A 24,299-nucleotide genomic window follows, 5' to 3' on the forward strand; every position below is an offset into this window, starting at 1 on the left:
TTTTCGTGCCCGGAATGTCGCGCCGGTCCTGTTGTCATTTTCAGAAGTCGGCAGCAACGACATTCACGCTCTGGCGGGCGAGTGAGGCTGCCTTCTGACATCTGGTCTGTCACAACTCGTGGGCACTATCATGCAATATGACCCATAGTGCCCTTCATTGTCGGTACCTCTCATGAGCGGCGAGGCACCGCGCATCCCGGTCACGTCCCGTGGAGTGGTGGAGTTTACCTCGACACCGTGCGGGTCAGTGATCTGATTATGCGGTAGTGAGTTCGGGGAGCAAAATCCCTTCCTCCACGGTCGCGGCCGGTACCGTGTCCACCGCCTCGAGAGCGGCCATGGACGTCTCCGAGAGATAGCGGCGGTCCCCGGCTTCCCACTCGTCGTGCTGCTCCACCAGGACCGCGCCGGCAAGCCGCAGCAGGGCCGCGGGGTTGGGGAAGACCCCGACGACATCGGTTCGTCTCTTGATCTCCTTATTGACCCGCTCCATGGTTATCTTCAGTCGGCTCACGTTGTCTGCTTCTGACGTGGGCTTTTGCGTCGTGGACGGTGTCGTCGACGCTGCTGCCTGAGGTGTTCTCGACCGTTTTTCGTGCGTGGTTTGTTCTCCAAGCGTGATCCTCATTTTCCGGGTGACGCGTTCCGTGTCGGCTGAACGACTCGTCGTTCACCAAGTGCACCGGCTAGTTGACGGCGGAGCTTCGTGTTTTCGTCCGTGAGTGCGCGGACCCGTTCGTTGGCGGACCGCAATCGGACCAGCAGCGACGCACCCGTTGCACGTTGGCCTACGGGGACCGGCTGTGTGGGTGTGCGCCGGGTGGCTTCGCGTAGACGTTCTATTTCCGCACGGAGGTCGGGCTGGGTGTAGAGAAACGCCCGGGAGACCTCGGCATGGCGGGCCACGGCCTCGAAAGTGACAAGAGAGCCGGAGATCTCCATTTCCCTGAGCGTCCTGATCGTCTTGGACCGCGCGAGTTCGTGGCGGTTGCGTGCGGCCTCCGCGAGGCGCTCTGTGTTGTCAACCGCCATCGGTGGTCGCCTCCGGTTCGGTGGATTCGTCTTCGAGGGTGACGATGATGGTCTCGAGGTTCTCGGCGACCTGCCGGGTCATCTCGACGAGCCGGGTTTGTCCCCGTGCCTCGGCGGCACTGATGATCTCGAGGGCCTGGACGCGGTGTTCCCGGTGCTGGGGCAGGAATTCGGCGGTCGTGATGAACATGGGACAAGTCAGGCAGGCGTTGGCATGGGGGCAGGTCTTCTGAACCGGGAGACCGCAGAATCCGTTGGGTAGCGCCTGAGTGGCCCGGCCCAGCCGCTGCTTGGCCCAAGCAGCTTCGGCCAGGACACTCTCGGGATCCAGTACGACGGTCGCGCCGCTGACGTCGATCTTCCTGGCTTTCTCCCAGTGGCGCCGGATCGTGGTGTCATGGAGGCGGGCGTAGTGGGCGGTCATCTGCGGGGAGTCGTGGTCGAGGATGCGGCGGACGACTTCCTGGGGGACGTCCTTGTTGATCAGTCGTGTTCCCAGCGTGTGCCTCCACTGGTGCGGGGTCAGGTGGGCCGGGTCGCCGTGTTCGTCGTGAACCTGGCAGCGTTCCAGCCAGCGGTAGAGAGCGCCGCGGTAGGTGCTGCTGCTCATGGGCTGGACTTCCTCGATCGCCAACACGCGGGGCAGCCGGGAGGGGACCTTGAGCGTGATGGCCCGGCGCCGTTGCGGGCGCCCCTTGCTGATGTGGTGCAGGAAGGGCCTCCACCCCGTTCTGCGGCCCGGGGCGGCCCACGTCACCAGCAAGTCCCCCAACTCAACCCCGTGCCGCGCCTGATGCTGGTAGAAGGAGCCAACCGCGGCGAGCTTCCTGTTGATGGTCGCGGGCCCGACTAGCGCGGAGCCCAGGGGCAACACGACGACCTCTCCCGTCCGCCCGGCCGGCGGCAGGCGGAGCCATTCCACGAACCGGCCGATGTCCTCCAAACAGACCCGTTGCCAGTCAAGGCCGCGGCAGGAGAGGAACGTGAAGTAGTCCTTCAGATCATGCGCATAGGCCTTGACGGTATTCGGTGACCGATCGACGGCGCTCAGGAATGCCAGATATGCCTCGATAGCGTCCACCGGGACGTCGTCGTCCCCGAGCACCGTCCACGATTCGACCCTTGATCCGGGAATGATCACTCGTTGCACCAGCATTGGTCCTCCAGTTGGTTCCGTCATGGATACACCGGAGATAACCACGTCTGGCACGGTCCGCATAGCATGCAGCCCCGTCGTGACAGACGTCGAAGACGCGTTCGGATGGGCTGGAGATAACGTTGGGATTCGTGCTCCAGATCTGGCGCCAATGCCGGTTCGGGAACCCGGTGAACGCGAGCACGTCGTGGCGTGCGTCGCCGAGCATCTCGGCGACCTTCGGATGGGACTTGCCCAGCATCCGGACCACCTCGTCGAACTGGGAGTTCACGTGCTCGGCGTCGGGCTGGGCGAAGGCGGTGCGGATGATCGAGGCGACCATCTCCTGGGATCCCTTCGGCACTATCGAGAGCACGTTCCGCATGAAATGCACCCTACAACGCTGCCACGCCGCGCCCTGGAACACGGTCGCAACGGCCTTCTTCAGACCCGTGTGCGCATCGGAGATCACGAGCAGGACGCCGCCCAGGCCGCGCGTCTTCAGGGACCGCAGGAACGACGTCCAGAACACCTCGTTCTCGCTGTCCCCGACGTCGAAGCCCAGGACCTCCGGCGTCCGTCTGCGGCAACGCCGAAGGCGACCACGATCGCCTGCGACACCACCCGGTGCCCCACACGGGCTTCGCAGTAGGTCGCGTCGAGAAAGACGTATGGGTAGCCCAGGGCGGAGAGGACCAGGTCATCGACCTTGCGGGTGGAGACTCCGTGCAGGTAGGCCTCCATCACCACGGCGTAGAGGGCCTGGTCCACCCGTCGGCGGCGTTCGAGCACGGCCGGAAAGAATGAGCTGTTGCGCAGCTTGGGGATTTTCAGGTTCAGGTCCCCGGCGGTGGTGCTCAGCGTCCTGGGCCGGGAGCCGTTGCGCTGCGTGTTCCGATCCTCGGTGCGTTCGAAGGGGGCGGCGCCGATGAACGCGGTCGCCTCGGCCTCGATGAGCTGCTGGTACAGGGTTTCGGTCGCGGTGCGGATCCGGTCGGGGACATCGGTGAGCTTGAGTTGTCCGAGGAGTTCGAGAAGGGCAGACTGGTCTAGAGCCATCGTGTGTTTGTGTCTTTCCGTGAGTTCTTTGATCGGTACTCACTGACCATCGCACGATGGCTCGCTACTTTAAGCGGGCAACTCGCTGACTAGGGAAAATACACCACTCCAGGGGACGCAACCCTGCTGAGCATGTGGTGCCACTGGAGGATCTGGTGCAGCAGGATCCCGTCGACGAATCCGCCCAGGCCAATTCCCAAGAGCAGGCCGGGAAGGGTAATGGTGCGGGAAGTGCCCTTTCCCCTAGTGGGGAGGTTCTGCGCCCTGCTCATGTCAGGAGCCGACTTCCGGGTTGCGGGTGCATGGGATGGCCATGTCGTGAACGTACTCGTGCCGGTCTGGCAATTGCAAGGAAACCTGCCAATACGGGTTTGCCGCAGCCGGGCACGGGATCTATGCACGGGCGCCCGGATCCAACGACGCATTCTCATCCCCCGGGAGGCGGGCTGGCCCGCATGGGGTGTGTGGGCTTTAGATCAAATCCCTCAGCAGGGAGATGTCCTCGGGGCGGAGCAGCCCGAGGAAGTTGGAGAGGCACCTTTGCCGGTCGTTAGTGTCCTCCAGGCACGCCGCCATTTGTGCGGCTGAGTATTCGCATCCCGAAAGGGCTGCCTCGTAGGTCCATGCATTCGATACCCGGGCCCTGGTTACCAGGCCTTTTTCAACAAGGTGCCCCAGGACCGTGGCGATGGTCGTATACGCCGGAGGGGGTCCGCCTGCGGCTCCGAGCTCTTCGAGCACACCCCGGGCCGAATTGGCCCGCTTCGTGCGCCAGAGGACATCCAGGACCCTTTTTTCCAAGGGGCCCATGCCCGGTGGTGTGCCGGGCCCGAAGGGCGGGCTGGGCAGTCCGGGCCGGTCTTCGGCTTCCGGGGCTGCCACCGGAGAACGGTCCTGCGGTTCGCTCACCTGTCCACCCTTTCAAGATGCCCTGCCTGGCGTTGGGGCATCGCGCATTCGATTTGACCCGACAGGCGGTAGGCCAGCGCGATGATGGTCGAAACCAGTGCCACCGCTGCGAGCCAGGGCTGCAACGGCGCAAAGTATGCCACCGCCCCCGAGTACCCCAGGGCCAACAGGGCGATCTTATTGCACACGGGGCAGCCGATGGCAAACCAGGCGAGGAAGCCGCCGGTGATCCCCCAGCGGGATCCGCGCCCGGCAAGGCGCCCGGCGGGGGTTTCCCGGCCAGGTGGTCTTGCGTAGGTTGCCATGAGCATTCCGCTCAGCACCGAGGTGGTGATCCACGTGGGATAGCTCCAGGGTGTCGGGGGGATCTCGCGGCTGAAGACCTCGTTCGGGATGAGGACGGTGGCAAATCCCAGGAGCAGGGCCACCGCGGCCGCCCAGGCGGCCGCGATGGCCCACTGCCGCCATGTCCACTGGGAGAGTGCGGCCATGGAGAGGACGAGCCGACGACGCGCGGCGGGCAGTGGGCCATCGGGCTTGCGCATCGGTTCCTCCAGGAGTTTCGGTTCCGGGTCGGGAACTTGATTCCCCCACCCGCTTCTACTATCAAGGATAGTAGCTACTATGCATCATAGTAGCCCACCATGACCGAAAGGCAGCCAATGAAGGACATGCCAGACATGCACCACGACGGGGGACAACGCACGGCCCGGGGGCAGGGGGTGCCCTGGATCTGGATCGCGCCCATACCCGTTGCCCTGGTCATCGGGCTGCTCATCGGCCTGCAGCTCCCGTCCCCGGGGGACGCGGCGCAGGCCCCGGCCGGCACGAGCCAAGGACCCACGGAACCGGCGGGGGAGAAGGACCCCACGGATGTCGCCCGGTTGGAGCCGGGGGATGAAACGGCGGTCGGCAGTGTCGATGCGCCCGTTGTGATGGTGGCATATACGGATTTCCAGTGCCCCTATTGCGCGAAGTGGACGGATGGGACGCTCCCCCAGCTCATGGACAAGTACGTCGACAGCGGGCAGTTGCGCATCGAGTGGCGTGACCTGGATGTCTTCGGCCAAACCTCCCTGGTGGCCGCGCGTGCGGGGCAGGCTGCTGCGATGCAGGGTGGCTACCAGGCCTTCCACGCGCGCATGGCCAAGGGCGGCAGCATCGCATCTGCCTCGGCTTATGGCGATGCGAACCTCAAGTCAACGGCCGAGGACCTGGGCCTGGACGGGGATCGGTTCCTCTCCGACATGGACTCGCGGCAAGCCAAGGACGCAGTGGAGCGGAACATCAACGAAGCCAGGTCACTTGGGGTTGCCAGCACCCCGGTGTTCCTGATCAACCAAAGCCCCTTCGTCGGTGCCCAGCCCACGGAGAACTTCGTCCAGGCCATTGACGCCGAACTCCAAAAAACCACCGAAGGCGCGGGCTAGCCGGTGGAGGCCGGATTGGTCTTCGCCTTCGCCGGGGGGGTGCTGGGGCTTTTCAGTCCCTGCAATGCCCTCCTGCTGCCGGCATTCTTTGCCCATGCCGCCAGTTCCACCCGCAGGCTTTGGGTGCTGGGACTGGCGTTCCTCGCCGGCATGCTGGCCACACTCGTGCCCCTGGGCCTGGGGATCGGCTGGCTTGGGGGTTTCCTGGCCGTGGACCGGCGCCTCCTGATGCTCATCTCCGCCTGGGTCATCGTCGCGCTCGGCGTGGTCCAGGTCCTGGGCGGGGGCTTCGACTTGTCCCGGTTGCTGCCCTGGCGCCGGCGGCAAGCGCGGGGTGGTGCGTCCGCCTCCGTGGCGGGCGCCGTGCTGCTGGGGACCGTCGCCGGCGTTGCCGGTTTCTGCACCGGCCCCGTGCTCGGGGCGATCCTGACCCTCGTCCTTGCCGGTGGAAGCGCCCTGGGCGGGGGAATGCTGCTGGCCAGCTACGCGCTGGGAATGATCATTCCGGTCCTTTTGGCCGCCGCCCTCATCCGGCGCACGGGGGGTTTCAAGATGGGATGGCTGAAAGGACGCAGCCTGCGCGTGGGGCCCCTGCGGCTTCACACCAACCACCTGCTGGCCGGGTCCCTGACCATCGTCGTCGGAATCGTAATGCTCTCCACCGGCGGCCTGGTCACCGCACCGGAAATGATCTCCACCTCGATGATGGAGCAGATATCGGCAGCCACCGCCCGGATCGACGCGGCCATCCCCGGCTGGGCCTGGCCGGCCCTGCTGGGCCTTGGCCTGTTGTCCTGGTGGGTCCGCGTGATACGCCGCCGCCCCCGGTGTGGTGGCGGGAGCCACGAGGCGCAATCCCGAAACCCAATGAAAGCGAGCCAACGATGAAAAGACTCCTGCTGCACCTGGCCGGATCGGCCGTCCCCGGGGAACCGGGCATGCGGGGGGCCTTGCGGGTGGCCCTGAATGCCCGCGAGCAGATGCCCGATGTGGAGATCGAGATCATCGTCCAGGGCCCGGCTGTTGCCCAGCTGCGCGCCGGAGGCGGTCTCGCCCGGGAGATACGTGGCCTGTTGGGCGGCCCCGGGATGGTGGTATCCGCATGCGCAAACAGTATGCGTTCCATCGACCTGTCGCCACGCGATCTGGAACCCGGGGTGGGGGTGGTGCCCGCGGCGGTATCGCATCTGACGCAGGCCCAGTTCGAGGGCGCGGCCTACGTCAGAATCTGAACCCGGCCCGGCCCTGGCCGCGGAAACCATCGGCGACGGCCCGTCCTGGTCGGCGATACCATCAAACCGAAGACCGCAGTGCCAGCGGTTCCAGGATGGCTCCACGGTGAAGGCGGCATTAATGACCCAGGCCAAGGCCCCGGCGGGGGCGAAGCGAACCCCCCTGTGGACGCGCGTCCAGGATGACCTGAGGGCACGCATCGGACGGGGGGATTTCGCCCAGGGTTTTCCCGGCGAGTTGCTGCTGGCCAGGGAGTATGGCGTCAGTCGCGCCACGATCCGTGCCGCGCTGGGGCCCCTGCGGCGGGGAGGCCTGGTCACGGCCCGCCCTGGCAGGCCTTCACTGGTGGTGGATGTCGCCGACGAAAACCGCTACGGGCCGGTCTACAGCCTGTTTGCCGCGGTCGAGAGGACGGGGATGGCGCAGCGCAGCGAAGTGGAGGCGATCGGCCTTGGCGCCAATCCCGCAGCAGCGGGGCATCTCGGGCTGACGGCGGGGACCGAATTGGTGTTCATCTCCCGCAGGAGGTTCGCCGACAGCACTGTCATCGCCGCCGACGACGCCTGGCTGCCGGCGTCGCTGGCGGCGCCAGTGCTGGAGGCCGACCTCAGCCACACCGCACTTTACGAGGTGCTGCAGACCGAATGCGGGATCACCTTGAGTTCCGGAACCGAACACCTGCATGCCATCACCACCGATGCACCGCAATCCAGGAGATTGGACTGCGCGCCCGGATCGGCCGCGTTCTTCATCGAGCGCCTGGGCCGCGCGGCCGGCGAACCCGTTGAATGGCGCGAAACCCTCATCCGCGGCGACAGCTTCACGGTAACGACATCGTACCCAGCCGCCGGCGCCTGACGCCCCTCGGCGCCGGGCACCTCCAGGGGTTCCACTTCGACCCAAATGTACGTACATTGGGTTGTGAATGCATCCCCTTGCAGCCCGGCGGCTGGCTGGTGCCGGTCACCGGAAACAGGGCGAACGCCGAAGAGATTGGAGCAAAACATGGGCATCCACCACCGCATCGTGGTCATCGGAGGCGGAAACGCCGGACTCAGTGTTGCAGCGCGGCTGCGAAACGCCGGCCAAGCCGATGTCGCCGTCATCGAACCCGGCGACAAGCATTATTACCAGCCGCTGTGGACACTGGTTGGGGGCGGGCGGGCGCCCGCGCACGAGTCCGTGCGCCCCCAGGCATCTGTCATGCCACAAGGGGTCGCGTGGATCAGGGATTCGGCGGCGGCGGTCGACCCCGTGGCCCACACCATCACGCTCTCCTCCGGCGCCCCCGTGGGGTATGACTACCTCGTGGTGTGCCCCGGCATCCAGCTGGACTGGGATTCGCTCCCGGGGCTGGCAGAGGCCATGGAATCGCCTTCCGCCTCCAGCAACTACCGTTTCGACCTGGCCCCCAAGACCTGGGAACTGATCCGGGGGATGCGCTCGGGCACGGCGGTGTTCACCATGCCCTCCGGGCCGATCAAATGCGGCGGGGCCCCGCAGAAGATCGCGTACCTGGCAGCCGACTACTGGCGGGAACAAGGTGTCCTGGGGGACATCCGCGTCGTCCTGGTCCTGCCCACCCCGGGCATGTTCGGGGTCAAGGCCTTTTCCGACGAGCTCGAGAAGGTGGTGGCGCGCTACGGGATCGAGGTCCACAAGAACAGCGAGGCCACGGCGATCGACCCGTCCGCGAAGTCGGTGAGGATCCGCGACAACGGCACCGGCGTGGAAGAGGACCTGGGATACGACATGCTCCATGCCGTCCCGCCACAGTCGGCCCCCGACTGGCTCAAGGACAGCATCCTGTCGGACCCGGCCGACCCCCGGGGATACGTCGAAATCGACAAGCACACGATGCAGCACACCCGCTATCCCGACGTCTTCGCCCTGGGCGACGCGGGATCGAGCCCGAATTCCAAGACCGGGGCGGCGATCCGCAAGCAGGCCCCTGTCCTGGTGGAGAACCTGCTCTCGGTCATGGATTCCTCCCGGCCCGGCGCCCGGTACGGGGGCTACGCGTCCTGCCCGTTGACCACCTCCCGGCACACCATGCTTCTGGCCGAATTCGACTACAGCATGCAACCGGCCCCCAGCATCCCCCTCATCGACACGACCCGCGAACGCCGGGACATGTGGTTCCTGAAGCGCTATGGACTGCCCTTCCTCTACTGGAACCTCATCCTCAAGGGCCGCGCCTGACCACGTTCAAGAAACCGTAGGGAGAACACCGTGCTTTTGGAACGCATCTACGACAACGACCTCGCCCAGGCAAGCTATGTGATCGGCTGCCAGGCCACCGGGGAAGGGGTGGTCGTGGACGCCCGCCGCGACATCGGCGTCTACCATGACATCGCGCAGGCCAACGGACTGCGGATCGTGGCGGTGGCCGAAACCCATGTCCACGCCGACTACCTCTCCGGAACCCGTGAACTCGCCGCCGCGACCGGGGCGGGCATGTATGTCTCCGGGGAAGGCGGCCCCGACTGGTTATATGCCTTCGAGGCCGAACAGCTCCAGGATGGCCAACACATCCAGGTGGGCAACATCGTCCTCACCGCCGTCCACACCCCCGGGCACACGCCAGAGCATCTCTCCTTCCTCGTGGCCGACGGGGCCTTCGCCGACGAGGCGGGCTACCTGCTCTCCGGCGACTTCGTCTTCTGCGGCGATCTGGGCCGTCCGGACCTGCTCGACGAGGCCGCCGGCGGCTCGGACACGCGTTTCGAGGGGGCCAGGCAGATGTACGCCAGCCTCCGCGACAGGTTCCTGACACTGCCTGATCACGTGCAGGTCTTCCCTGCCCATGGGGCCGGCAGCGCCTGCGGCAAGGCGCTTGGAGCCCTGCCCTCGACCACGGTCGGCTACGAGCGGCGCCACGCCTGGTGGGGGCCATACCTTGCCGCCGCCGATGAACAGGGGTTCATCGACGAGCTCCTTGAAGGACAACCCGACGCACCCGCCTATTTCGGCCGCATGAAGCGCCAGAACCTCGCCGGTCCGGCCATCATCGGTGCCCGCGGTCCCCTGCCGCGGGTCGGCCAGGGGGACCTGGCGGCCGCGTTGGCCGCCGGTGAGGCCACCTTCGTCGACACCAGGGACCAGGGGCAGGTGCACGCCGGAACCGTGGACGGGGCGTTGAACCTCCCGGCGGACAAGGGACTGGCGACCTACGGGGCCTGGGCCATCGACCCCGAGAGGAGCACGAGTGCGGTGGTCCTGCTGGCGGATGGGCCCGAAGCGGCCCAGCAGATGTGGGACCATCTGATCCGGGTGGGCATCGACGACGTCGCCGGATACACCACCACCATCGAGGGGCTCCCGCAGCACAAGCCGCAACTCGTCGCCCCCGGGGACGTCGCCGCATTCGAGAAGGCCCTGCTGCTCGACGTGCGGGCCACCGGCGAGCATGAAGCGGGAAACGTCCCCGGATCCGAACAGCTGCACGGCGGACGGGTCCTGTGGAACCTCGACCGCCTCCCCGGGGAGGGGACCATCGTCACGTACTGCCAAAGCGGTGTGCGCAGTTCCGTGGTGGCCAGCACGCTGCGCCATGAGGGCTACGAAGTGGTGGAGCTGGAAGGAAGCTACTCCGCCTGGGCCGCCGAACATGCCGGCTAGGACCCCGGCGCTTCCGCGGCCGGCCGCCGCGGCGGGCCCAGCGACATGATCGCCGCCATCGTGTTCGGCCTCGTCGTAGGCGCCCTGCTGGGGCTGGTCGGGGGCGGAGGATCCATCCTGGCGGTGCCGGCCCTCGTCTATGGCGTGGGGATGCCGCTTTCCGCGGCCGTGCCCAGCTCGTTGCTCGTCGTGGGCTCATCCTCGGCCATCGCGGTCCTGCCACGCCTGCGGAAGGCGGTGGACTGGCCGCTGGCGCTCATCATGGGGGCCAGCGGCGCGGCAACGGCATTTGCCGGCACGGCCGTGAACAAGATGCTCGACCAAAAGATCCTGCTGCTCGTCTTCGCGCTGCTCATGGTCCTGGCAGGCATCCGCATGCTGCTGCCGACCACCCCAAGGGAAGGCCGGGACCGGACCCCGGACGGGAGGATCCGCTGGGGCCGCTACCTCCCCAAGGCCCTGGCCACGGGAACCATCGTGGGCTTCCTGACCGGCCTGCTCGGCGTGGGGGGCGGGTTCCTGATCGTGCCCGCACTTGTGCTGGTCCTCGGCCTGACCATGGCGCGTTCGGTGGGCACGTCGCTGGTCATCATCGTCATCAACTCCATCGGCGGCCTGGCATCCCATTGGGGCAGACTCGACCTGGACTGGGGCGTGACCGGGGCATTCGCCATCTGCGCCATGGCGGCCTCCTTCCTGGCCGGCCGGCTCGGGCGCAACCTGCCCGATGTGGTCCTCAAACGCGGATTCGCGGTCCTCGTCCTCATCGTCGCCGCATATGTGGCCTACATGGCCCTGGCGGCCTGATGCGCCACCACCTCCTGCATCGTCGGCCGACCGCGTTGCACCCTCGCCCCGCTCCAGGACCACCGGGCGTTGGCCGCACCACCTTGAAGGCTGGCCGATGGGCCCTGGGAAACCTACAATCGAGGTCCAACGGGCGGTGCGGAACCATGCACCGGCCTGCCTCCGCCACAACAGGAGTATGCAATGGCCGTTGACAACCCCGTCCGTCCTGCAGAGGTCATGCCCCCGGTACGGGTCCCGTCCAAGGGCGCACTGGTCGTGGATTGGCTGACGACGACCGACCACAAGAAGATCGGGTACCTGTACCTGATCACCTCCTTCGTCATGTTCTGCATCGGCGGCATCATGGCGCTGCTGATCCGTGCCGAGCTCTTCGAACCCGGCATGCAGATCCTGCAGACCAAGGAACAGTACAACCAGCTGTTCACCGTGCACGGCACGATCATGCTCCTGGTCTTCGCCACCCCCCTGTTCGCCGGATTCGCCAATGTCATAGTGCCCCTGCAGATCGGCGCTCCCGATGTCGCGTTCCCCCGCCTGAACGCACTGGCCTACTGGTTCTACCTGTTCGGCACCCTCATCATGCTCGGCGGGTTCATCACCCCCCAAGGTGCGGCATCCTTCGGGTGGACCGGGTATGCACCCCTGTCGAACACCACGTTCAGCCCCGGCGTCGGCGGGGACCTGTGGGTCTTCGGCCTGGCCCTGTCGGGTTTCGGCACCATCCTCGGTGCCGTCAACTTCATCACCACCATCATCTGCCTGCGCGCCCCCGGCATGACGATGTGGCGCATGCCCATCTTCACCTGGAACGCCCTGGTCACCTCGCTGCTGATCATCATGGCCTTCCCGCCCCTGGCCGCGGCCTTGTTCGCCCTGGGCGCGGACCGCCGGTTCGGGGCACACATCTACGACCCCGAAGCCGGCGGACCGATCCTGTGGGAGCACCTCTTCTGGTTCTTCGGCCACCCCGAGGTCTATATCATCGCGCTGCCCTTCTTCGGCATCGTCTCGGAGATCTTCCCGGTCTTCAGCCGCAAGCCCATCTTCGGCTACAAGGGCCTGATCCTGGCCACCATCGCCATCGCGGCCCTGTCGATGACCGTCTGGGCCCACCACATGTATGCCACCGGCGCCGTCGCCCTGCCCTTCTTCGCCTTCATGTCCATGCTCATCGCAGTGCCGACCGGGGTGAAGTTCTTCAACTGGATCGGCACGATGTGGCGTGGCTCCCTGACCTTCGAGACACCGATGCTCTGGAGCATCGGGTTCCTCGTGACGTTCCTCTTCGGCGGCCTGACCGGGATCATCCTTTCGGCTCCCGCCCTGGACTTCCATGTGACCGACACGTACTTCGTGGTCGCCCACTTCCACTACACCGTCTTCGGCACCGTCGTCTTCGCGATGTTCGCCGGCTTCTACTTCTGGTGGCCGAAGTGGACCGGCCGGATGCTCAACGAGCGCCTCGGCAAGATCCACTTCTGGATGCTCTTCATCGGCTTCCACGGCACCTTCCTGATCCAGCACTGGCTCGGCGTCATGGGCATGCCACGCCGTTACGCGGACTACATGCCCGAGGACGGCTTCACCACCATGAACCAGTTCTCCACCGTGTTCGCGTTCATCCTGGGCCTGTCGATGATCCCGTTCTTCTGGAACGTCTGGGTCACCGCCCGTTCGGCCAAGCGCGTCGAGGTCGATGACCCGTGGGGCTTTGGCGCCTCGCTGGAGTGGGCCACCTCCTGCCCGCCCCCGCGCCACAACTTCCACTCGATCCCGCGTATCCGTTCGGAGCGCCCGGCCCTGGACCTCCACCACCCGGAACTATCGGCCCGCGCCACACCGGCCGCAAGCCTGGCGAAGGCCTTTGGGCCCGCAGACCAGAAGGACACCGCAGAAGGAACGGTTTCAGGCTGAAAAGCAAGCACGGGCGGCACTGTGCCTCCCGGCCCCGGCCCCTATCCCGTTGTGCGGATCAATACAGCTGAACGGGGACCTCGCACGGCTCGAGCCCGGGGCGAACCCCCGGATGGCCGCCGGCGGTGGGCCGGTGCCGGCGACCATCCGGGCGCCCGCCACCGCCTGGGGAAAGCGACGGGGAAGCACGTGGGGATGAGCCCGGATCGCCGGGGAGGCCGGCATCGGCCTACCGGGGGCCGTTCCCCTTCGGTTTCCTTCCCCGCCCCGGCCGATGGCTCCCCGGCCTCGAATGTTGCCAGGCTTGCGGCCGAAGGCTATTCCCCTGCGCCACCGGTGATGGCCCGCAGGGCTGCCTGGAGGCGGGCATCGGCATCGTCGGCCACTTCACGGGTGGCGTCTCCGGCGCTGAGCTGGACCATGGTCTGGGGATCGATGGCCTCGATCGTGGTCTCGACGGCGTCCGGCGCGCGGCGGACGACGACGTTGCAGGGCAACAGCGCACCGAGCCCGGGTTCGGCCGCGATGCCGCGCTGGGCCAATTGCGGGTTGCAGGCCCCGAGGATGATGTAGTCCCCGAGCTCCTCGCCGGCAGCCTGGCCCAACTTCTGGGCGAACGTTGCCTTGACGTCGATTTCCGTGAGTACGCCAAAGCCCTGGCCGGACAGGGCCTCGCGGGTTCGTTCGAGTGCATCCTCCCATTCCAGGGCGACGACTGTCGTGTGGGTGTAGGCCATGGCGGAACTCCTTATCGTGGTTTTCTCCGGGGCCGAGGACCCGGCTGTCCGTGGCAAACGCTACCGGCGACGGCAGTACCGTGGAACCCCGACGTGCCCTGTGCCTGCCGTTGGCGGAAAACGGCGGGACAGTGTCGGATGTGTCTCACGCAGGCACCATGATGCGGCCAGTGCTGTTGCGACGTTGAGGACTGCAGCGACCCAGAGGGCGGTCCGCATGCCCAGCGCGTCCGCGACGAGGCCCCGAGCACGGCCCTGGCCGTGTAGCCGAGGCCCCGCCAGAGGCGATGGGCGGCAACTGCACGGGCCCGCCAGACGGGCTGGGCGGCATCTCCCACCACCGCCAGCGGCGAAGGGCAGCCCGATGCCCGCGGGCTGACCAGGGCCGTGATCTGCAGGTTCGTGGGGCCGGGCCCGTGGCAGTGGCCAGTGGTCCGGCATCCAGGAGTGCGGGGCCGCGGGTTCCTCGCACCAGCAGGCACGAGGGCTTCCGGCCAGCATCGAGGCCGCCGCCATGGCGCCGTAGCCGACTGCTTCGTTCAGCCCCGTGGCCAGTGCATGGCGGGCCGGGCCATCCAGGTCGATCTTCATCACGGCCGTCGTCGACCAGGCCGGGCCCCGGTTGATGCCCCACAGCACGTTGGCTGCGATCACCCAGCTCCGGTCCCGGGCCCAAATGGGCATGTGGGGAACCGGAATCGCGAACAGCCACCCGAGCAGCAAGGACCGGCCTGCGGCCCTATCGGTCCGACTGGGTGCCTGCGAACCGGGTGGGGGTGGCATTGGCGATGTCGAAGACCGCCACATAGGCGAAGGCAGTGGTATGCCCCCGCAGATGCCGAAGACCGCTCGGGCCATCAGCGGCAGGACAGCCTGCTGTTGTCCAACCATCCCGCCGACCAGTGCATCCACGGCCACGAGCAGGACGAACCGGGCGGCGTTGGCCCGAAGACCCAGGGCGGGCCGGTCCAGCCGGTGGTTGGCTTCGGGCAGCTCCGGCCTGCTTTGCCTGCTAGGACGTTCGGTGGCTGCCCAGTGTGGCCCTGACCCCGTCCATGTCCAATCCCTTCACGGCGGTGATGACTTCTTCCAGGTCAGCTGCCCGCAGGGCGCCGGGCTGGCTGAAGACCAGCAGCCCGTCGCGGAAGGCCATCAACGTCGGGATGGACGTGATGGCCGCGGCGGCGGCCAGGTCCTGCTCGGCTTCGGTATCAACCTTGCCGAAGACGATATCGGGGTGTTTCTGGGAGGCCGCCTCGTAGGTGGGAGCGAAGGCGCGGCAGGGCCCGCACCAGCCGGCCCAGAAATCGACCAGGACGATCGGGTGTTCGTTGATGCTCTTCTCGAACCCGGTTCCGGTGAGATGGGTGGTTGCCATGGGGCTCCTGTCGTGGGCGGTGTGATGGTCAGTGGCGGTGCAGGGGCGGGGTGGCCGCTGGCCGGCGCAGGGGGCAGACGGGGATCACGAACCGGCATGTGGCCAGGAGGCCGGCCAGGACGAGGGCGGTGTAGCCGGCGACGAGGTTGGCGGGGGAGGGCGGTTCCTGCACCAGGACAAGGACGCCCATGACGAGCACGAAGATGCCAAACCCCTTGCGCAGGGCGGTCTCGGGGATGCGTCCGGCCAGGCGTGCGCCGGCGAGGGAGCCGATGATGGCGGCGGCCGTCACGCCCAGGGCCAGGGGCCAGTCGAGTTGCACGCTGGTCAGGTGCCCGGCGAAACCGGCCAGGGAGTTCATCGCGATGACCAGCAGCGATGTGGCGACGGCCGTGGCCATCGGCAAACCGCCCAGCAAGGCCAGCGCGGGAACGATCAGGAACCCCCCGCCGGCACCCACCAGCCCGGTCAGCATCCCGACGGCCATGCCGACGGCAAGGGTCCTCGGAATCGGCATGTCCCCGACCGGGCCGGCCGCGCCGCCTCCACGTCGACCCCGGATCATGGCGGCCGAGGTGGCGAGCATCATGGCGGCAAAGGCCACCATGAGGACGGTTCCGGGGATGAGGTTCCCCACCGTGCCGCCGGCGAAGGCCCCGGCCATGCCGGCGGCACCGAAGAGCAGCCCGGTCTTCCATTTGACCCGGCCCTTCCGTGCGTGGTTTACGGCGCTGAACAGCGAGGTCACACCCACGACGAACAAGGACGTGGAGATCGCCTGCTGCGGTTCCATGCCGGCGACATAGGCCAGGATCGGGACGGTGAGGATCGATCCCCCGCCGCCCATGAGGCCAAGGGAGACCCCGATCAACACCGAGAGCAGCAGTGTCACGGCCAGCGTGATGGTCATGGAGTTGGTTCCTTGTCTGGGCAGGCGGGGGTGGCGCCTCTAGCGGGTGGTGGGAAGCCCGGCTTGCTGCCAGGCGGCCATGCCCCCGGCCATGGTGTCCGCCGCGAAGCCCGCGGAGTTCAGGGCGTCGGCGACGCGCGCGCTGCGGTTTCCGCTGCGGCATACCACGATGACCGGGCGGTTCTTCTCGATTTCACCCACGCGTGCGTCGAGGTCCCCCATGGGGATGTGCAGGGCCCCGGGGATCATCCCCTCGGCGATCTCCAGGTCCTCGCGGACGTCCAGGACCTGGTCGGTGGCGCGGCGTCGATTGGTGTCCTCGATGGTGGTCTCGGGCATGGTCTTCTGCTCCTTGGGTTGGGGTTTCGGTTCGTTGATGCCCTGCTGGTCAGGACGTGGGCGTCGGGAGCCCGTCGATGGCCGCGCGTGCGGATGGTTCGGAGGCGCTCCTGTTCCAGGGCATCTTGGACAGCGCCTGGCCCATGGCGCAGGTATTGGTGGCCGCGGAGAAGGTCAGGCCGGTACCGATGATGCCGGCGACGAGGCGCATCTTCGGAGAGACGAACTTCCCGGCGACAAGTCCCGCGACGACGAGGGAGCCGGCTGCCATGCGCACTTGGCGTTCCAGGTCCCAGCGCTGGGCGCCGCGGACGACGTCGCCGCCGGCGGAGGCGAAGCCCGGGACCCCGCCGGTGAGGACCAGGGCGGTGGCGATGCCCGCTGCTTCCAGGCGGGTCCGGGCTTGTTCGGCCCGGACACCGGATTGACAGACCAGCACCACGCGGTTGCCCAGGCGTGCGGCGAGCTCTTCCGTGTGCTCGGACAGCAGGGCCAACGGCACGTTGTAGGAGCCGCGGATGTGCATGGTCTCGAACTCGGCGGCGGAGCGGACGTCGATGACGACGAGATCCTGGTGGAGGTCGATCCACTCGCGCAGGGTCGCGGCGTCGAGGTCCGTGATGGTCGGGGATGCAGAAGCCAAGGGTGGTCCTTCGGTCGGGGTCGGTCCACTCCACCCTCCCACATACCCTACCGGGTATGCAAACACCCCCAGGGGTATATACTGGAGGCAACGGCACGTCACCCCAGGAGAATCCCCATGCAGCTCGACACCACTGAACTCAAGCCCGTCGTCAACCGGCTCAAGCGGGCCCAGGGCCAGCTGGCCGCCGTCACCCGCATGCTGGAGGAGGGGCGGGATTGCAAGGACGTCGTGACGCAGCTTTCGGCAGTCTCGAAGGCGCTGGACAAGGCCGGCTTCGCGATCATCGCCTCCGGGCTGGAGCAGTGCCTGGCCAGCGAGGACAACTCCATGGACAAGAAGGACCTGGAGAAACTCTTCCTGTCCCTGGCCTGATCGCCGCTCATCCGGCGGATCCCGGCCAACCCCACAGAAAGGGCGCCCCGCACACGATGCGGGGCGCCCTTTCTGTGGGGTTTTCTCGATGTGGCGGCTGCGGCTCGACGCGGCGTGGGACGCCACGCGTTGGGCGGGCTCATCCTGGTCGGCCACCGGCGCCGCCCCAGGGGCTGGTGCATCAGGCGGTGGCTGGCTGCGAGGCCTTCCAGTTGGCCCAGCCGGCATAGCTGCCCTCGAGCTCGACGACGTCGTGGCCTGCGCGCCGTAGCGTGCTGGCGGCCACGGAGTTGCGGACGCCGCTTTGGCAGTAGGTCACGATGGTTCCGGTGACCGGCAGTTCGTCCTGGTGCCAGAGAACGCGTCCGGCGCTGAGCTGGCGGGATCCGGGGATGTGCCCTTCCGCGTGCTCGGTCTTGTTGCGCACGTCCAGCACCAGTGCCGCGTCGAAGTCCTCGAGGTCCCCGGGCTGGATGATCCGCGGGACCGCTGTCGGCAGGCCCTCCAGGCTGGTGACGTACCCGGCGACCCTGTCGATCCCGACCCGGATGAGGTGGTCCCACAACTTCCGGGCCTGGTCCTGGTCCTGGGCGAGCAGCACCAGCGGGCGGTCATCGGTATCGGGGTCGATGGCCCACGCGCCGAAGCTGGCGACCTTGGTCCCGGCCGGGATGTTCACCGAGCGGGCGACGGTGCCCTGATGGACCTCGTTGTTCGGGCGCGTGTCGACGAACGTGACGGTGTCGTTGTCGAGATCGCGGGCGACCTGGTCGCCGGGCAGCTCCTGCAGGGTGTCGCGTTCGCCGATCACGGCGGGGCCCTGGCGGTTCTGGCGCTTCATGCGGGAGAAGTACGCGTGGGCATCGGGCTGGCCCTCGAGCAGCTCGTCGATGAAACCCTGCTCGTCATCGGCTTCCAGGTACTTGCCCCACCAGGAGTAGAGGCGCTCGTAGCCGACGGTGGTGGAGGGCAATGCACCGAGTGCCTTGCCGCAGGCACTGCCCGAACCGTGTGCCGGGAAGACCTGGACCAGGTCCGGCAGGGCCAGGAATCGGTCGCGCAGGCTAGTGAAGAGCTGCTTGGCGCCATCGAAGCGGGTGTCCACCCCGCCGGCCGCCTCATCGAGCAGGTCCGGTCGGCCGAGGTCCCCGGCGAAGACGAAGTCCCCGGAGAGCAGGTAGCCGGGCTGGTCGGCAAATGCGCCGTCGGTGACCAGGAAGGCCAGGTGTTCGGGGGTGTGCCCGGGCGTGTGGATGGCCTTGAGGGTGATGTTGCCGATGGTCAGGGTGTCGCCGTCGTGGAGCCGGTTGGCCTCGAAGCCGTACTGCCAGTCCGCGCCGCCTTCACCGGAAACATGCATCTCGGCGCCGGTGGCCGCAGCCAGCTCGCGGGTCCCGGAGAGGTAGTCCGCGTGGATGTGGGTCTCGGTGACCGCGACGATCTTCATCCCGTTGGCCGCGGCCAGGTCCAGGTACGGGGCGATGTCGCGGCGGGCGTCGACGACGATTGCCTCGCCCTGGCGCTGGCAGCCGATGAAGTAGCTTGCCTGGGCCAGGTCCTCGTCATAGATGCGCTCTAGCAGCATGTGTTTCTCCTTCATGGTCGCTTCGACACCCCTCGGGGTATCCGTTCCATGACCACGATAATACCCAGGGGGTATCCTGCAAGGTGTGTGCGATGGCGCTGAACTACCCGAGGGGGTATATTTGGGCCCGGAAGCGGGAGTACGCAAGAATCGACGGGAAGAGGTCTAGGAGATGTGTCGAGCAGTCACATGCAGGAGATGCGGCAAGACGACGTGGGCCGGGTGTGGCAACCATGTCGAGCAGGTCATGCGCAACGTGCCGAAGTCCAACCGCTGCAGCTGCGGTTCGCTTGCCGCCGCACACCGGCCTGGAAGTCCCCGGGACGGGGTGGCTCGGCAGGTTCTTCAAGCGGGGCTAGGGGATGGCACCCAGCGAAATACCGTCTTATTAAACGAACCTTTGATCGGAGGCCTCGCGGGATCTGCGGGCCTCTTCTGATGACCGGAATCCCGGGCCAGAAAATTCCTGGAAAACGTCTGTCAGGTAGGCTGTTCTCATAAAAGGATTGATCGACAAATTTTTAGGAATCAGGAAAATGGCGTCACTGGGTTACGCGCGAGTCAGTACCAAAGGACAGAGCCGGACCTCCAGGTGGATGCCCTGAAAGCGGCCGGCTGCATCGAAATCTTCACTGACCGCGCGACCAGCGGAACGCTCGCCCGCCGGCCACAGCTCGACGAGCTGTTGGCCAGGGCGGCGAGCGGAGACGAAATCGTGGTGTGGAAGCTGGACCGGCTGGGCAGGAACACGCGCAACCTGCTCCTGCTCCTCTCAGACATGGAGGCGCGCGGCGTCCACTTCCGTTCACTCACCGAGGGAATCACCACCACCGGGGCCATGGGCAGGCCATGGCCACGATCATGGCGGCATTCACCCAACTCGAACGCGACCAGCTCTCCGAACGCACCGCGCGGCCGGCGGCCGCCGCCAGGAAAGGCCGGCACCCCGGCCGCCAACCATCACCAGGAACACCGAACGCGTGGACCAGGCGATCAATACAGGCACGCGGGATTGAACCGCTGGAGATTTCCAGCTACTCGGCGTGAGCCTTTCCACGGCGTACCGCTACCTGCAAATGGGGAAGCGGATGCCGCGTCCGCTTGATAGTAACTACTATCAAGAAATGCTAGAATGGGGCCAGGAGGTAAAGATCACGAAGACCATTGATCCGACCGAAACGAAGCTGGACCTTGCTAAGGAGGCGCGCCGCGCGGCGTCTTCGCCAGCGCCTGAATCTGGACCAACTCGACTACCGCCGCGAGCTCGGCCGCCTAGCTGGCCTGGGGGCCACGCAACGCCAGCTCTCGGCAGTTCTGGCATAAGCCAGCCGACACTCTCGACAGCGCTGAAGAAGGCCGCAGAGGTAATCCCTCACGGCAAGGATTCTCCGCGCGACGAGCCATATGAAATTGCCAGCGGTATGCCGTAGGGGAGTTGACCCGGGATCAGCTGGTCGATGAGCTCACGCGATGGGACCATGCGCTGCCACCAATAGTCGATCATGACCACTTCGATGACCTTCGGTTCTCGACTCGGGTTCCTTCGATGACGTTCGCAACGCTCTGCAGGATGGCCTTATCGATGCCGATACCTACGATGTGATCCCGGATGCCGGCTCCAAGGCCGCACAGTAGTGGCCGAAGATGCGGCGATTGAGCTGCACCGCGATGCCGTCATCGAGTTGTGCAAACCAGGACACGCGCTAGCACCCGATTCGGGAAGCGCAACCGTGAACAACCCTGCCTGGTTCAGGAGCAGGAGCGGGCAGCTGCAACCGACTGGTCGCCGCGCACTGCCGCACGAGAGCATCCTTGCAGAGAGCAGAGCTGCGGCACCTGAAGCGTTGAATGAGCGTAAAGACATCATCATGGCCGGCCGCCGGGTGCTGGTAAGGGTATGTCCGAGATGAGGTCTTGGGGACTCTCGCAAGAACTACTTGGTGATTGACGCAGACGAGTTCAAGGCCGCCCTGCTGCGGCAAGAGCGGATGGTAGTTATGAATCGTGGATCAAACCGGAGTCGGTCAAGGAACGAGAGGCCGCGGGAGAGCTTCTTTCCGATGGAACTGGCATCCCTGGTGCATGAGGAATCCTCGCAACTGGCACAGGAACAGCGACGGGCGGCCATCAGCCAAGGAACCAACATCATCGTGGACACCGTGCTTTCGTCCGAGAGTCGGCGAGGAAGCTGGGAGAGCAGTTGGCAGCAGCCAACTATGTCATCGAGGTGATAGACGTAGAGGTTCCATTCGGGGTTTCGCAGCAACGCATCGTACAGCGCTGGCAAGAGACATATGAAGAGGCGTTGTCGGGCAAAGGACCTGGTGGTCGATGGGTTCGACGATACGGCGGGACGTTTCGATGCCCAGAGGGTGTAACCATCATTCGTCTCCGAGCGGTTGGCAAAGGTACGGTCATGCGCCACCGGGCGTTTGACTTCCAGCGAGCCGCGGCCGAAAGCACGGCTGGTCCTGGTCAGGATTTGAAACGAAACATCGCGGTGGTCGCTCTTCGGATTCAAGCCAGTTGTCCACCAGCGGTCGCGGCGTCGCGTCCTGGGGGACAGGGGCGCGGCAGTGACGGGCCAGAATCGGCTCTAGCGTGATCTCAGTGCGGGGCGAGGGTCGTCAGCCGTGCAATCGCGTGGTTAGTCGAATTCGATAGGTGCCGGCGGGCTGTGGCGCACCGTCGGATGGTCCGCTGTCCACTTGTGGGCCCGGCCTGGAGCGGGGCCGAGACTCAGGTGTAACGAGGCCCCCCGCCTGGTTTCTGGGTCGTGCAACCGGTGCCAGCTGCAACATTAACCACGCATGCGCTCGTTTACCCAGACGAGCCGTCAGGCGTGAGTTCGAGCAATGACCCGTTCAGTTCCTGGGGCCAAACGGAAGGTCAGTGCCTTTGAAATACTGGCGCAGTAAACCGTTGGTGTTCTCGTTCAGCCCTCTGGATTCCGGGTCAAGCGTCCATGTCGTGGCCATGTGTGTGGCCATCTCGGCGCCCTGGTCCCAGCGGGCCCCGCTCGCTGGCGTGGACGGCCTTGATCGGCATCACGGCTCGGCGGTGTGGTCGCCATCAGATGGACGCGACGGCGGTGCTGCGCTCGAGTTGCTATCGCAGGGTTCAGCGGTGATCAATCCCCCTCCCAATGCCCTGGCACGGCTATCCTCTATTTCGGGGACGTTCGAGATGCTGATCCAGTTCACGCGCGGGGTCCGCTGCCGCTTGGCGGCAGGGTTTGCGGCAGGCACGCCCGGTTCGTCCATTTCAGTCCGCCTTTGGCGGACGTGATGGCCTGAATCGTCTCGTGGCACACGCAGCTCAATCTTCAGGGCATTCTGCGCAGCCGGTTTGATCTGTTCCGGTGACCAGCCTAGGAGCAGCTTGCAGAGACGTATTTGCGCAACGTCTTCGTGGCGACACCGGCCTCGGGCGGCGTCCGGCCTCCGGTGGGCGCAGGCGTATCCGTTCGATCCGGTGTTGCGCGATCCGGCTGCGTGGATACGGGTCGGCCCCAATCCCGCATCGAGAACCCTCTGCACGGGTCCGGATCCGCTCGCGTTCTGACAGGCAGAGGTCGCTGTCATCGGCTGTTCCAGCACGGCAGCCGGAGAAGGGTGTGCCAGGCGGCGCCTGCTGAAATATCGACGTTTGTAGTCCCTATCTTCCGTCCGTAAATGCGTCGATACTGCCCGGACCCGTTGTCCAGTCGGCCGTTCTTGGTTGATTCACGGCGTGGCATCGCGGGCTGGAACCGCAGCTCGTAGTCGCGGAATTAGCCAGGCCATACGGCGCGCCGAACCGGCCGTGGGCCCTGCGCGCATGTGTTCTCGTTGAGGCCGAGCTCACGCGCTGGTCACGCTCTACCCGCAACCTGAAAACTCGGCCTTTGCGCCGCCAGTACTCCGCTTCGGCTTCAAGACGGTCGGCAGCCTTGGTACTTGCCAGACCGCACGTTCGCCGCGCAGGTGGAAACCGGTCAAGATTCCGAACCGTTGACGATCGTGGTATATTCCGGTTCCGATCGGGCTCGATGCTGGCGCTTTCTCGTTAAAGCGACATGGTCGTTGCACTCCCAAAATCTTGACGACCATCAGTGCAAGCCCTAGGCGGGCGCTCCCAGACAGCCAGAATACTGGTGCGTGGGTCGGTAGTCGTTTGATGCCGGCCAGCTTTCATCAGAATATCCATTGGGTATCGAAGCGACTGATCCCGTGGAGCCTGGCGGCCAGTGCCAGCGATCCCAAGATGCGTCTTCGGTGCCCGACCAGGCAGGTAGGGCCTCTCGCGAGGACCCGGCCCGCCGGTCAGGTGGCCGGATTCCCCTGGTACCCGTGTAGTTTCATCAGGTTGTGGCACGCCGCGAGCAGCTTCCACTCACTGGTGGCCTTCTCCAGCCCGCGCAGCAGCACGTGCTTGCCCTGGCGGGTGTGGATCTGCCCGAAGACCGGTTCCACGATGGCCTTGCGCCTGGCATAGGCCTTCCGGCCCGGGATGGTCTTCAGTTTCCGGGCCATCCGTTCACCCGGGGTGGCGTTGGCCGGGATCCTGCCCCGCGGTGTTTCCGGGATCGGTGTGGAGTGCTTCATGCGCCGGGTGGAGATCAGGAACTGTGTGCCATGTTCGTCTTGCAGGTTGCGAGCGTGTTGGAGGTTCGCCTTCGAGCAGTACCCGGCATCGGCCAACAACTGGTCCGGCATCGCACCCAGGTTCCGGTGAACGTGTTCAGCCATCGGCGCCAGCTGACCGTAGTCGTTGGCGGCTGCGCTCATTTCGGCGGCGATGATGACCTGGTGCCCGGCATCGACGACGGCCTGGCCGTTGAAGCAGTAGTGGTAGGACCCGTCGGCGGTCTTCATGATCCGCGCATCCGGGTCCGTGAAGTTCCGCTGCGCCTTCGGCTTCGGCACCGCCTTGCCGGCGGCGTTGTCCCCGGCCCCGGTGATCTGGTCATCGTCGTCCCCGCGGTCCCGGGCCTTCGCTTCGGCCTCGGTACGGGCCTTGGCCGCGGCTTCGGCCTCGATCGACTCCCGCGCCGCCTGCATCGCCGCGGCACGACGCTGCCGGTTAGCCAGCTCCGCTGGCAGTTCGTCCCCGCGCTTGCCGGGCCCGAACCGGGCATCCTCCTCGGCGTCCACGGTCTTGGCCTCGGCCATCAGGTCGCTGATCTCATCGGCGAGGACCTTCTGCTT

The 24,299-nt window shown here is 66.3% G+C and carries 23 protein-coding genes and 4 pseudogenes; 12 read left to right on the plus strand and 15 right to left on the minus strand.

Annotation, left to right across the window (positions count from 1 at the left end; translation table 11 throughout):
• Nucleotides 1-256: 256 nt before the first annotated feature.
• From ACN0TP_RS17465 to ACN0TP_RS17495, 7 genes and pseudogenes are all read right to left on the minus strand, one after another.
• Nucleotides 257-493, minus strand: a pseudogene (locus ACN0TP_RS17465) (transposase); the annotation flags it as partial.
• Nucleotides 494-624: 131 nt separating this feature from the next.
• Nucleotides 625-1,032 (minus strand): DUF6262 family protein, encoded by a 408-nt coding sequence (locus tag ACN0TP_RS17470; protein WP_417221093.1) that lies wholly within the window; start codon nt 1,030-1,032, stop codon nt 625-627.
• Nucleotides 1,022-2,113, minus strand: coding sequence for a tyrosine-type recombinase/integrase (locus ACN0TP_RS17475; RefSeq protein ID WP_417221096.1), 1,092 nt, complete (start codon nt 2,111-2,113; stop codon nt 1,022-1,024). Before ACN0TP_RS17475 ends, ACN0TP_RS17470 begins: the two co-directional genes overlap by 11 nt.
• A 199-nt stretch (nt 2,114-2,312) precedes the next feature.
• A pseudogene (locus tag ACN0TP_RS17480) lies at nt 2,313-3,226 on the minus strand (IS256 family transposase); the annotation flags it as partial.
• 89 nt (nt 3,227-3,315) lie between these two features.
• Nucleotides 3,316-3,498, minus strand: a complete 183-nt coding sequence (locus ACN0TP_RS17485) for a DUF2243 domain-containing protein (protein ID WP_417221098.1) — start codon at nt 3,496-3,498, stop codon at nt 3,316-3,318.
• A gap of 199 nt (nt 3,499-3,697) precedes the next feature.
• Nucleotides 3,698-4,135 carry a BlaI/MecI/CopY family transcriptional regulator gene (locus ACN0TP_RS17490; RefSeq protein ID WP_417221099.1) on the minus strand — a complete coding sequence of 146 codons (438 nt, stop codon included), beginning with the start codon at nt 4,133-4,135 and terminating at the stop codon, nt 3,698-3,700.
• A complete protein-coding gene (locus ACN0TP_RS17495) occupies nt 4,132-4,680 on the minus strand; it encodes a hypothetical protein (protein ID WP_417221101.1) in 549 nt (182 codons plus the stop codon). Before ACN0TP_RS17495 ends, ACN0TP_RS17490 begins: the two co-directional genes overlap by 4 nt.
• A 117-nt stretch (nt 4,681-4,797) precedes the next feature.
• On the opposite strand from ACN0TP_RS17495, the gene ACN0TP_RS17500 reads away from it, so the two are divergent.
• The 8 genes from ACN0TP_RS17500 to ctaD all read left to right on the plus strand — a co-directional run bounded on the left by ACN0TP_RS17500 (nt 4,798) and on the right by ctaD (nt 13,143).
• The gene (locus ACN0TP_RS17500) at nt 4,798-5,565 is read left to right on the plus strand and encodes a DsbA family protein (RefSeq protein WP_417221103.1); all 768 of its coding nucleotides are present in this window, start codon (nt 4,798-4,800) and stop codon (nt 5,563-5,565) included.
• Nucleotides 5,566-5,568: 3 nt separating this feature from the next.
• Complete coding sequence (locus ACN0TP_RS17505) at nt 5,569-6,453, plus strand: cytochrome c biogenesis CcdA family protein (RefSeq protein ID WP_417221106.1); 885 nt, start codon at nt 5,569-5,571, stop codon at nt 6,451-6,453.
• Nucleotides 6,450-6,797: a hypothetical protein gene (locus ACN0TP_RS17510; RefSeq protein WP_417221107.1), complete on the plus strand. Its 348-nt coding sequence runs from the start codon at nt 6,450-6,452 to the stop codon at nt 6,795-6,797. The genes ACN0TP_RS17505 and ACN0TP_RS17510 overlap by 4 nt, the downstream gene beginning before the upstream one ends.
• Before the next feature lie 121 nt (nt 6,798-6,918).
• Entirely contained in the window at nt 6,919-7,656 is a 738-nt protein-coding gene (locus ACN0TP_RS17515) for a GntR family transcriptional regulator (protein WP_417221109.1), read from the plus strand.
• A 147-nt stretch (nt 7,657-7,803) separates the two neighbouring features.
• Complete coding sequence (locus ACN0TP_RS17520; RefSeq protein WP_417221112.1) at nt 7,804-9,000, plus strand: FAD-dependent oxidoreductase; 1,197 nt, start codon at nt 7,804-7,806, stop codon at nt 8,998-9,000.
• Between the two features lie 30 nt (nt 9,001-9,030).
• Nucleotides 9,031-10,419, plus strand: coding sequence for an MBL fold metallo-hydrolase (locus ACN0TP_RS17525; protein WP_417221114.1), 1,389 nt, complete (start codon nt 9,031-9,033; stop codon nt 10,417-10,419).
• Between the two features lie 45 nt (nt 10,420-10,464).
• A complete protein-coding gene (locus tag ACN0TP_RS17530) occupies nt 10,465-11,226 on the plus strand; it encodes a sulfite exporter TauE/SafE family protein (RefSeq protein ID WP_417221115.1) in 762 nt (253 codons plus the stop codon).
• A gap of 183 nt (nt 11,227-11,409) precedes the next feature.
• Nucleotides 11,410-13,143, plus strand: coding sequence for a cytochrome c oxidase subunit I (gene ctaD / locus ACN0TP_RS17535; RefSeq protein ID WP_417221117.1), 1,734 nt, complete (start codon nt 11,410-11,412; stop codon nt 13,141-13,143).
• A 317-nt stretch (nt 13,144-13,460) separates the two neighbouring features.
• Here the strand turns inward: ctaD and ACN0TP_RS17540 are convergent, their stop codons facing one another.
• From ACN0TP_RS17540 to ACN0TP_RS17560, 5 genes are all read right to left on the minus strand, one after another.
• The gene (locus tag ACN0TP_RS17540) at nt 13,461-13,880 is read right to left on the minus strand and encodes a DUF302 domain-containing protein (protein WP_417221119.1); all 420 of its coding nucleotides are present in this window, start codon (nt 13,878-13,880) and stop codon (nt 13,461-13,463) included.
• Between the two features lie 1,012 nt (nt 13,881-14,892).
• Nucleotides 14,893-15,258 (minus strand): thioredoxin family protein, encoded by a 366-nt coding sequence (locus ACN0TP_RS17545; RefSeq protein ID WP_417221121.1) that lies wholly within the window; start codon nt 15,256-15,258, stop codon nt 14,893-14,895.
• Between the two features lie 28 nt (nt 15,259-15,286).
• On the minus strand, nt 15,287-16,168 hold the full coding sequence (locus tag ACN0TP_RS17550) for a sulfite exporter TauE/SafE family protein (RefSeq protein ID WP_417221122.1): 882 nt from the start codon (nt 16,166-16,168) through the stop codon (nt 15,287-15,289).
• 39 nt (nt 16,169-16,207) lie between these two features.
• Nucleotides 16,208-16,507 (minus strand): rhodanese-like domain-containing protein, encoded by a 300-nt coding sequence (locus ACN0TP_RS17555; RefSeq protein ID WP_417221124.1) that lies wholly within the window; start codon nt 16,505-16,507, stop codon nt 16,208-16,210.
• Between the two features lie 49 nt (nt 16,508-16,556).
• Nucleotides 16,557-17,150 (minus strand): rhodanese-like domain-containing protein, encoded by a 594-nt coding sequence (locus ACN0TP_RS17560; protein WP_417221125.1) that lies wholly within the window; start codon nt 17,148-17,150, stop codon nt 16,557-16,559.
• 117 nt (nt 17,151-17,267) lie between these two features.
• Here ACN0TP_RS17560 and ACN0TP_RS17565 point away from each other — a divergent pair, with 117 nt between their 5' ends.
• Nucleotides 17,268-17,525 carry a metal-sensitive transcriptional regulator gene (locus tag ACN0TP_RS17565; RefSeq protein WP_417221127.1) on the plus strand — a complete coding sequence of 86 codons (258 nt, stop codon included), beginning with the start codon at nt 17,268-17,270 and terminating at the stop codon, nt 17,523-17,525.
• Nucleotides 17,526-17,706: 181 nt separating this feature from the next.
• Here the strand turns inward: ACN0TP_RS17565 and ACN0TP_RS17570 are convergent, their stop codons facing one another.
• Nucleotides 17,707-19,110 (minus strand): MBL fold metallo-hydrolase, encoded by a 1,404-nt coding sequence (locus ACN0TP_RS17570; RefSeq protein ID WP_417221128.1) that lies wholly within the window; start codon nt 19,108-19,110, stop codon nt 17,707-17,709.
• 592 nt (nt 19,111-19,702) lie between these two features.
• Here ACN0TP_RS17570 and ACN0TP_RS17575 point away from each other — a divergent pair.
• The 3 genes and pseudogenes from ACN0TP_RS17575 to ACN0TP_RS17585 all read left to right on the plus strand — a co-directional run.
• Nucleotides 19,703-19,897, plus strand: a pseudogene (locus ACN0TP_RS17575) (recombinase family protein); the annotation flags it as partial.
• A gap of 62 nt (nt 19,898-19,959) precedes the next feature.
• Complete coding sequence (locus ACN0TP_RS17580) at nt 19,960-20,157, plus strand: hypothetical protein (RefSeq protein WP_417221134.1); 198 nt, start codon at nt 19,960-19,962, stop codon at nt 20,155-20,157.
• A gap of 893 nt (nt 20,158-21,050) precedes the next feature.
• Entirely contained in the window at nt 21,051-21,341 is a 291-nt protein-coding gene (locus tag ACN0TP_RS17585) for a zeta toxin family protein (protein WP_417221130.1), read from the plus strand.
• A 654-nt stretch (nt 21,342-21,995) separates the two neighbouring features.
• Here ACN0TP_RS17585 and ACN0TP_RS17590 read toward each other — a convergent pair.
• A pseudogene (locus tag ACN0TP_RS17590) lies at nt 21,996-22,118 on the minus strand (IS30 family transposase); the annotation flags it as partial.
• A 1,296-nt stretch (nt 22,119-23,414) separates the two neighbouring features.
• Nucleotides 23,415-24,299, minus strand: an 885-nt coding sequence (locus ACN0TP_RS17595; RefSeq protein WP_417221131.1) for a transposase, incomplete at its 5' end; no start/stop codon positions are given.

This window comes from Arthrobacter sp., assembly GCF_048266065.1.
Classification (GTDB): domain Bacteria; phylum Actinomycetota; class Actinomycetes; order Actinomycetales; family Micrococcaceae; genus Arthrobacter_H.

Coding starts and splice junctions, on each gene's coding strand:
- ACN0TP_RS17515 (WP_417221109.1), top strand. CDS start 6,919: ATGACCCAGGCCAAGGCCCCGGCGGGGGCGAAGCGAACCCCCCTGTGG.
- ctaD (WP_417221117.1), top strand. CDS start 11,410: ATGGCCGTTGACAACCCCGTCCGTCCTGCAGAGGTCATGCCCCCGGTA.
- ACN0TP_RS17555 (WP_417221124.1), bottom strand. CDS start 16,507: ATGCCCGAGACCACCATCGAGGACACCAATCGACGCCGCGCCACCGAC.
- ACN0TP_RS17545 (WP_417221121.1), bottom strand. CDS start 15,258: ATGGCAACCACCCATCTCACCGGAACCGGGTTCGAGAAGAGCATCAAC.
- ACN0TP_RS17580 (WP_417221134.1), top strand. CDS start 19,960: ATGGCCACGATCATGGCGGCATTCACCCAACTCGAACGCGACCAGCTC.
- ACN0TP_RS17470 (WP_417221093.1), bottom strand. CDS start 1,032: ATGGCGGTTGACAACACAGAGCGCCTCGCGGAGGCCGCACGCAACCGC.
- ACN0TP_RS17485 (WP_417221098.1), bottom strand. CDS start 3,498: ATGAGCAGGGCGCAGAACCTCCCCACTAGGGGAAAGGGCACTTCCCGC.
- ACN0TP_RS17500 (WP_417221103.1), top strand. CDS start 4,798: ATGAAGGACATGCCAGACATGCACCACGACGGGGGACAACGCACGGCC.
- ACN0TP_RS17530 (WP_417221115.1), top strand. CDS start 10,465: ATGATCGCCGCCATCGTGTTCGGCCTCGTCGTAGGCGCCCTGCTGGGG.
- ACN0TP_RS17540 (WP_417221119.1), bottom strand. CDS start 13,880: ATGGCCTACACCCACACGACAGTCGTCGCCCTGGAATGGGAGGATGCA.
- ACN0TP_RS17565 (WP_417221127.1), top strand. CDS start 17,268: ATGCAGCTCGACACCACTGAACTCAAGCCCGTCGTCAACCGGCTCAAG.
- ACN0TP_RS17570 (WP_417221128.1), bottom strand. CDS start 19,110: ATGCTGCTAGAGCGCATCTATGACGAGGACCTGGCCCAGGCAAGCTAC.
- ACN0TP_RS17550 (WP_417221122.1), bottom strand. CDS start 16,168: ATGACCATCACGCTGGCCGTGACACTGCTGCTCTCGGTGTTGATCGGG.
- ACN0TP_RS17510 (WP_417221107.1), top strand. CDS start 6,450: ATGAAAAGACTCCTGCTGCACCTGGCCGGATCGGCCGTCCCCGGGGAA.
- ACN0TP_RS17495 (WP_417221101.1), bottom strand. CDS start 4,680: ATGCGCAAGCCCGATGGCCCACTGCCCGCCGCGCGTCGTCGGCTCGTC.
- ACN0TP_RS17520 (WP_417221112.1), top strand. CDS start 7,804: ATGGGCATCCACCACCGCATCGTGGTCATCGGAGGCGGAAACGCCGGA.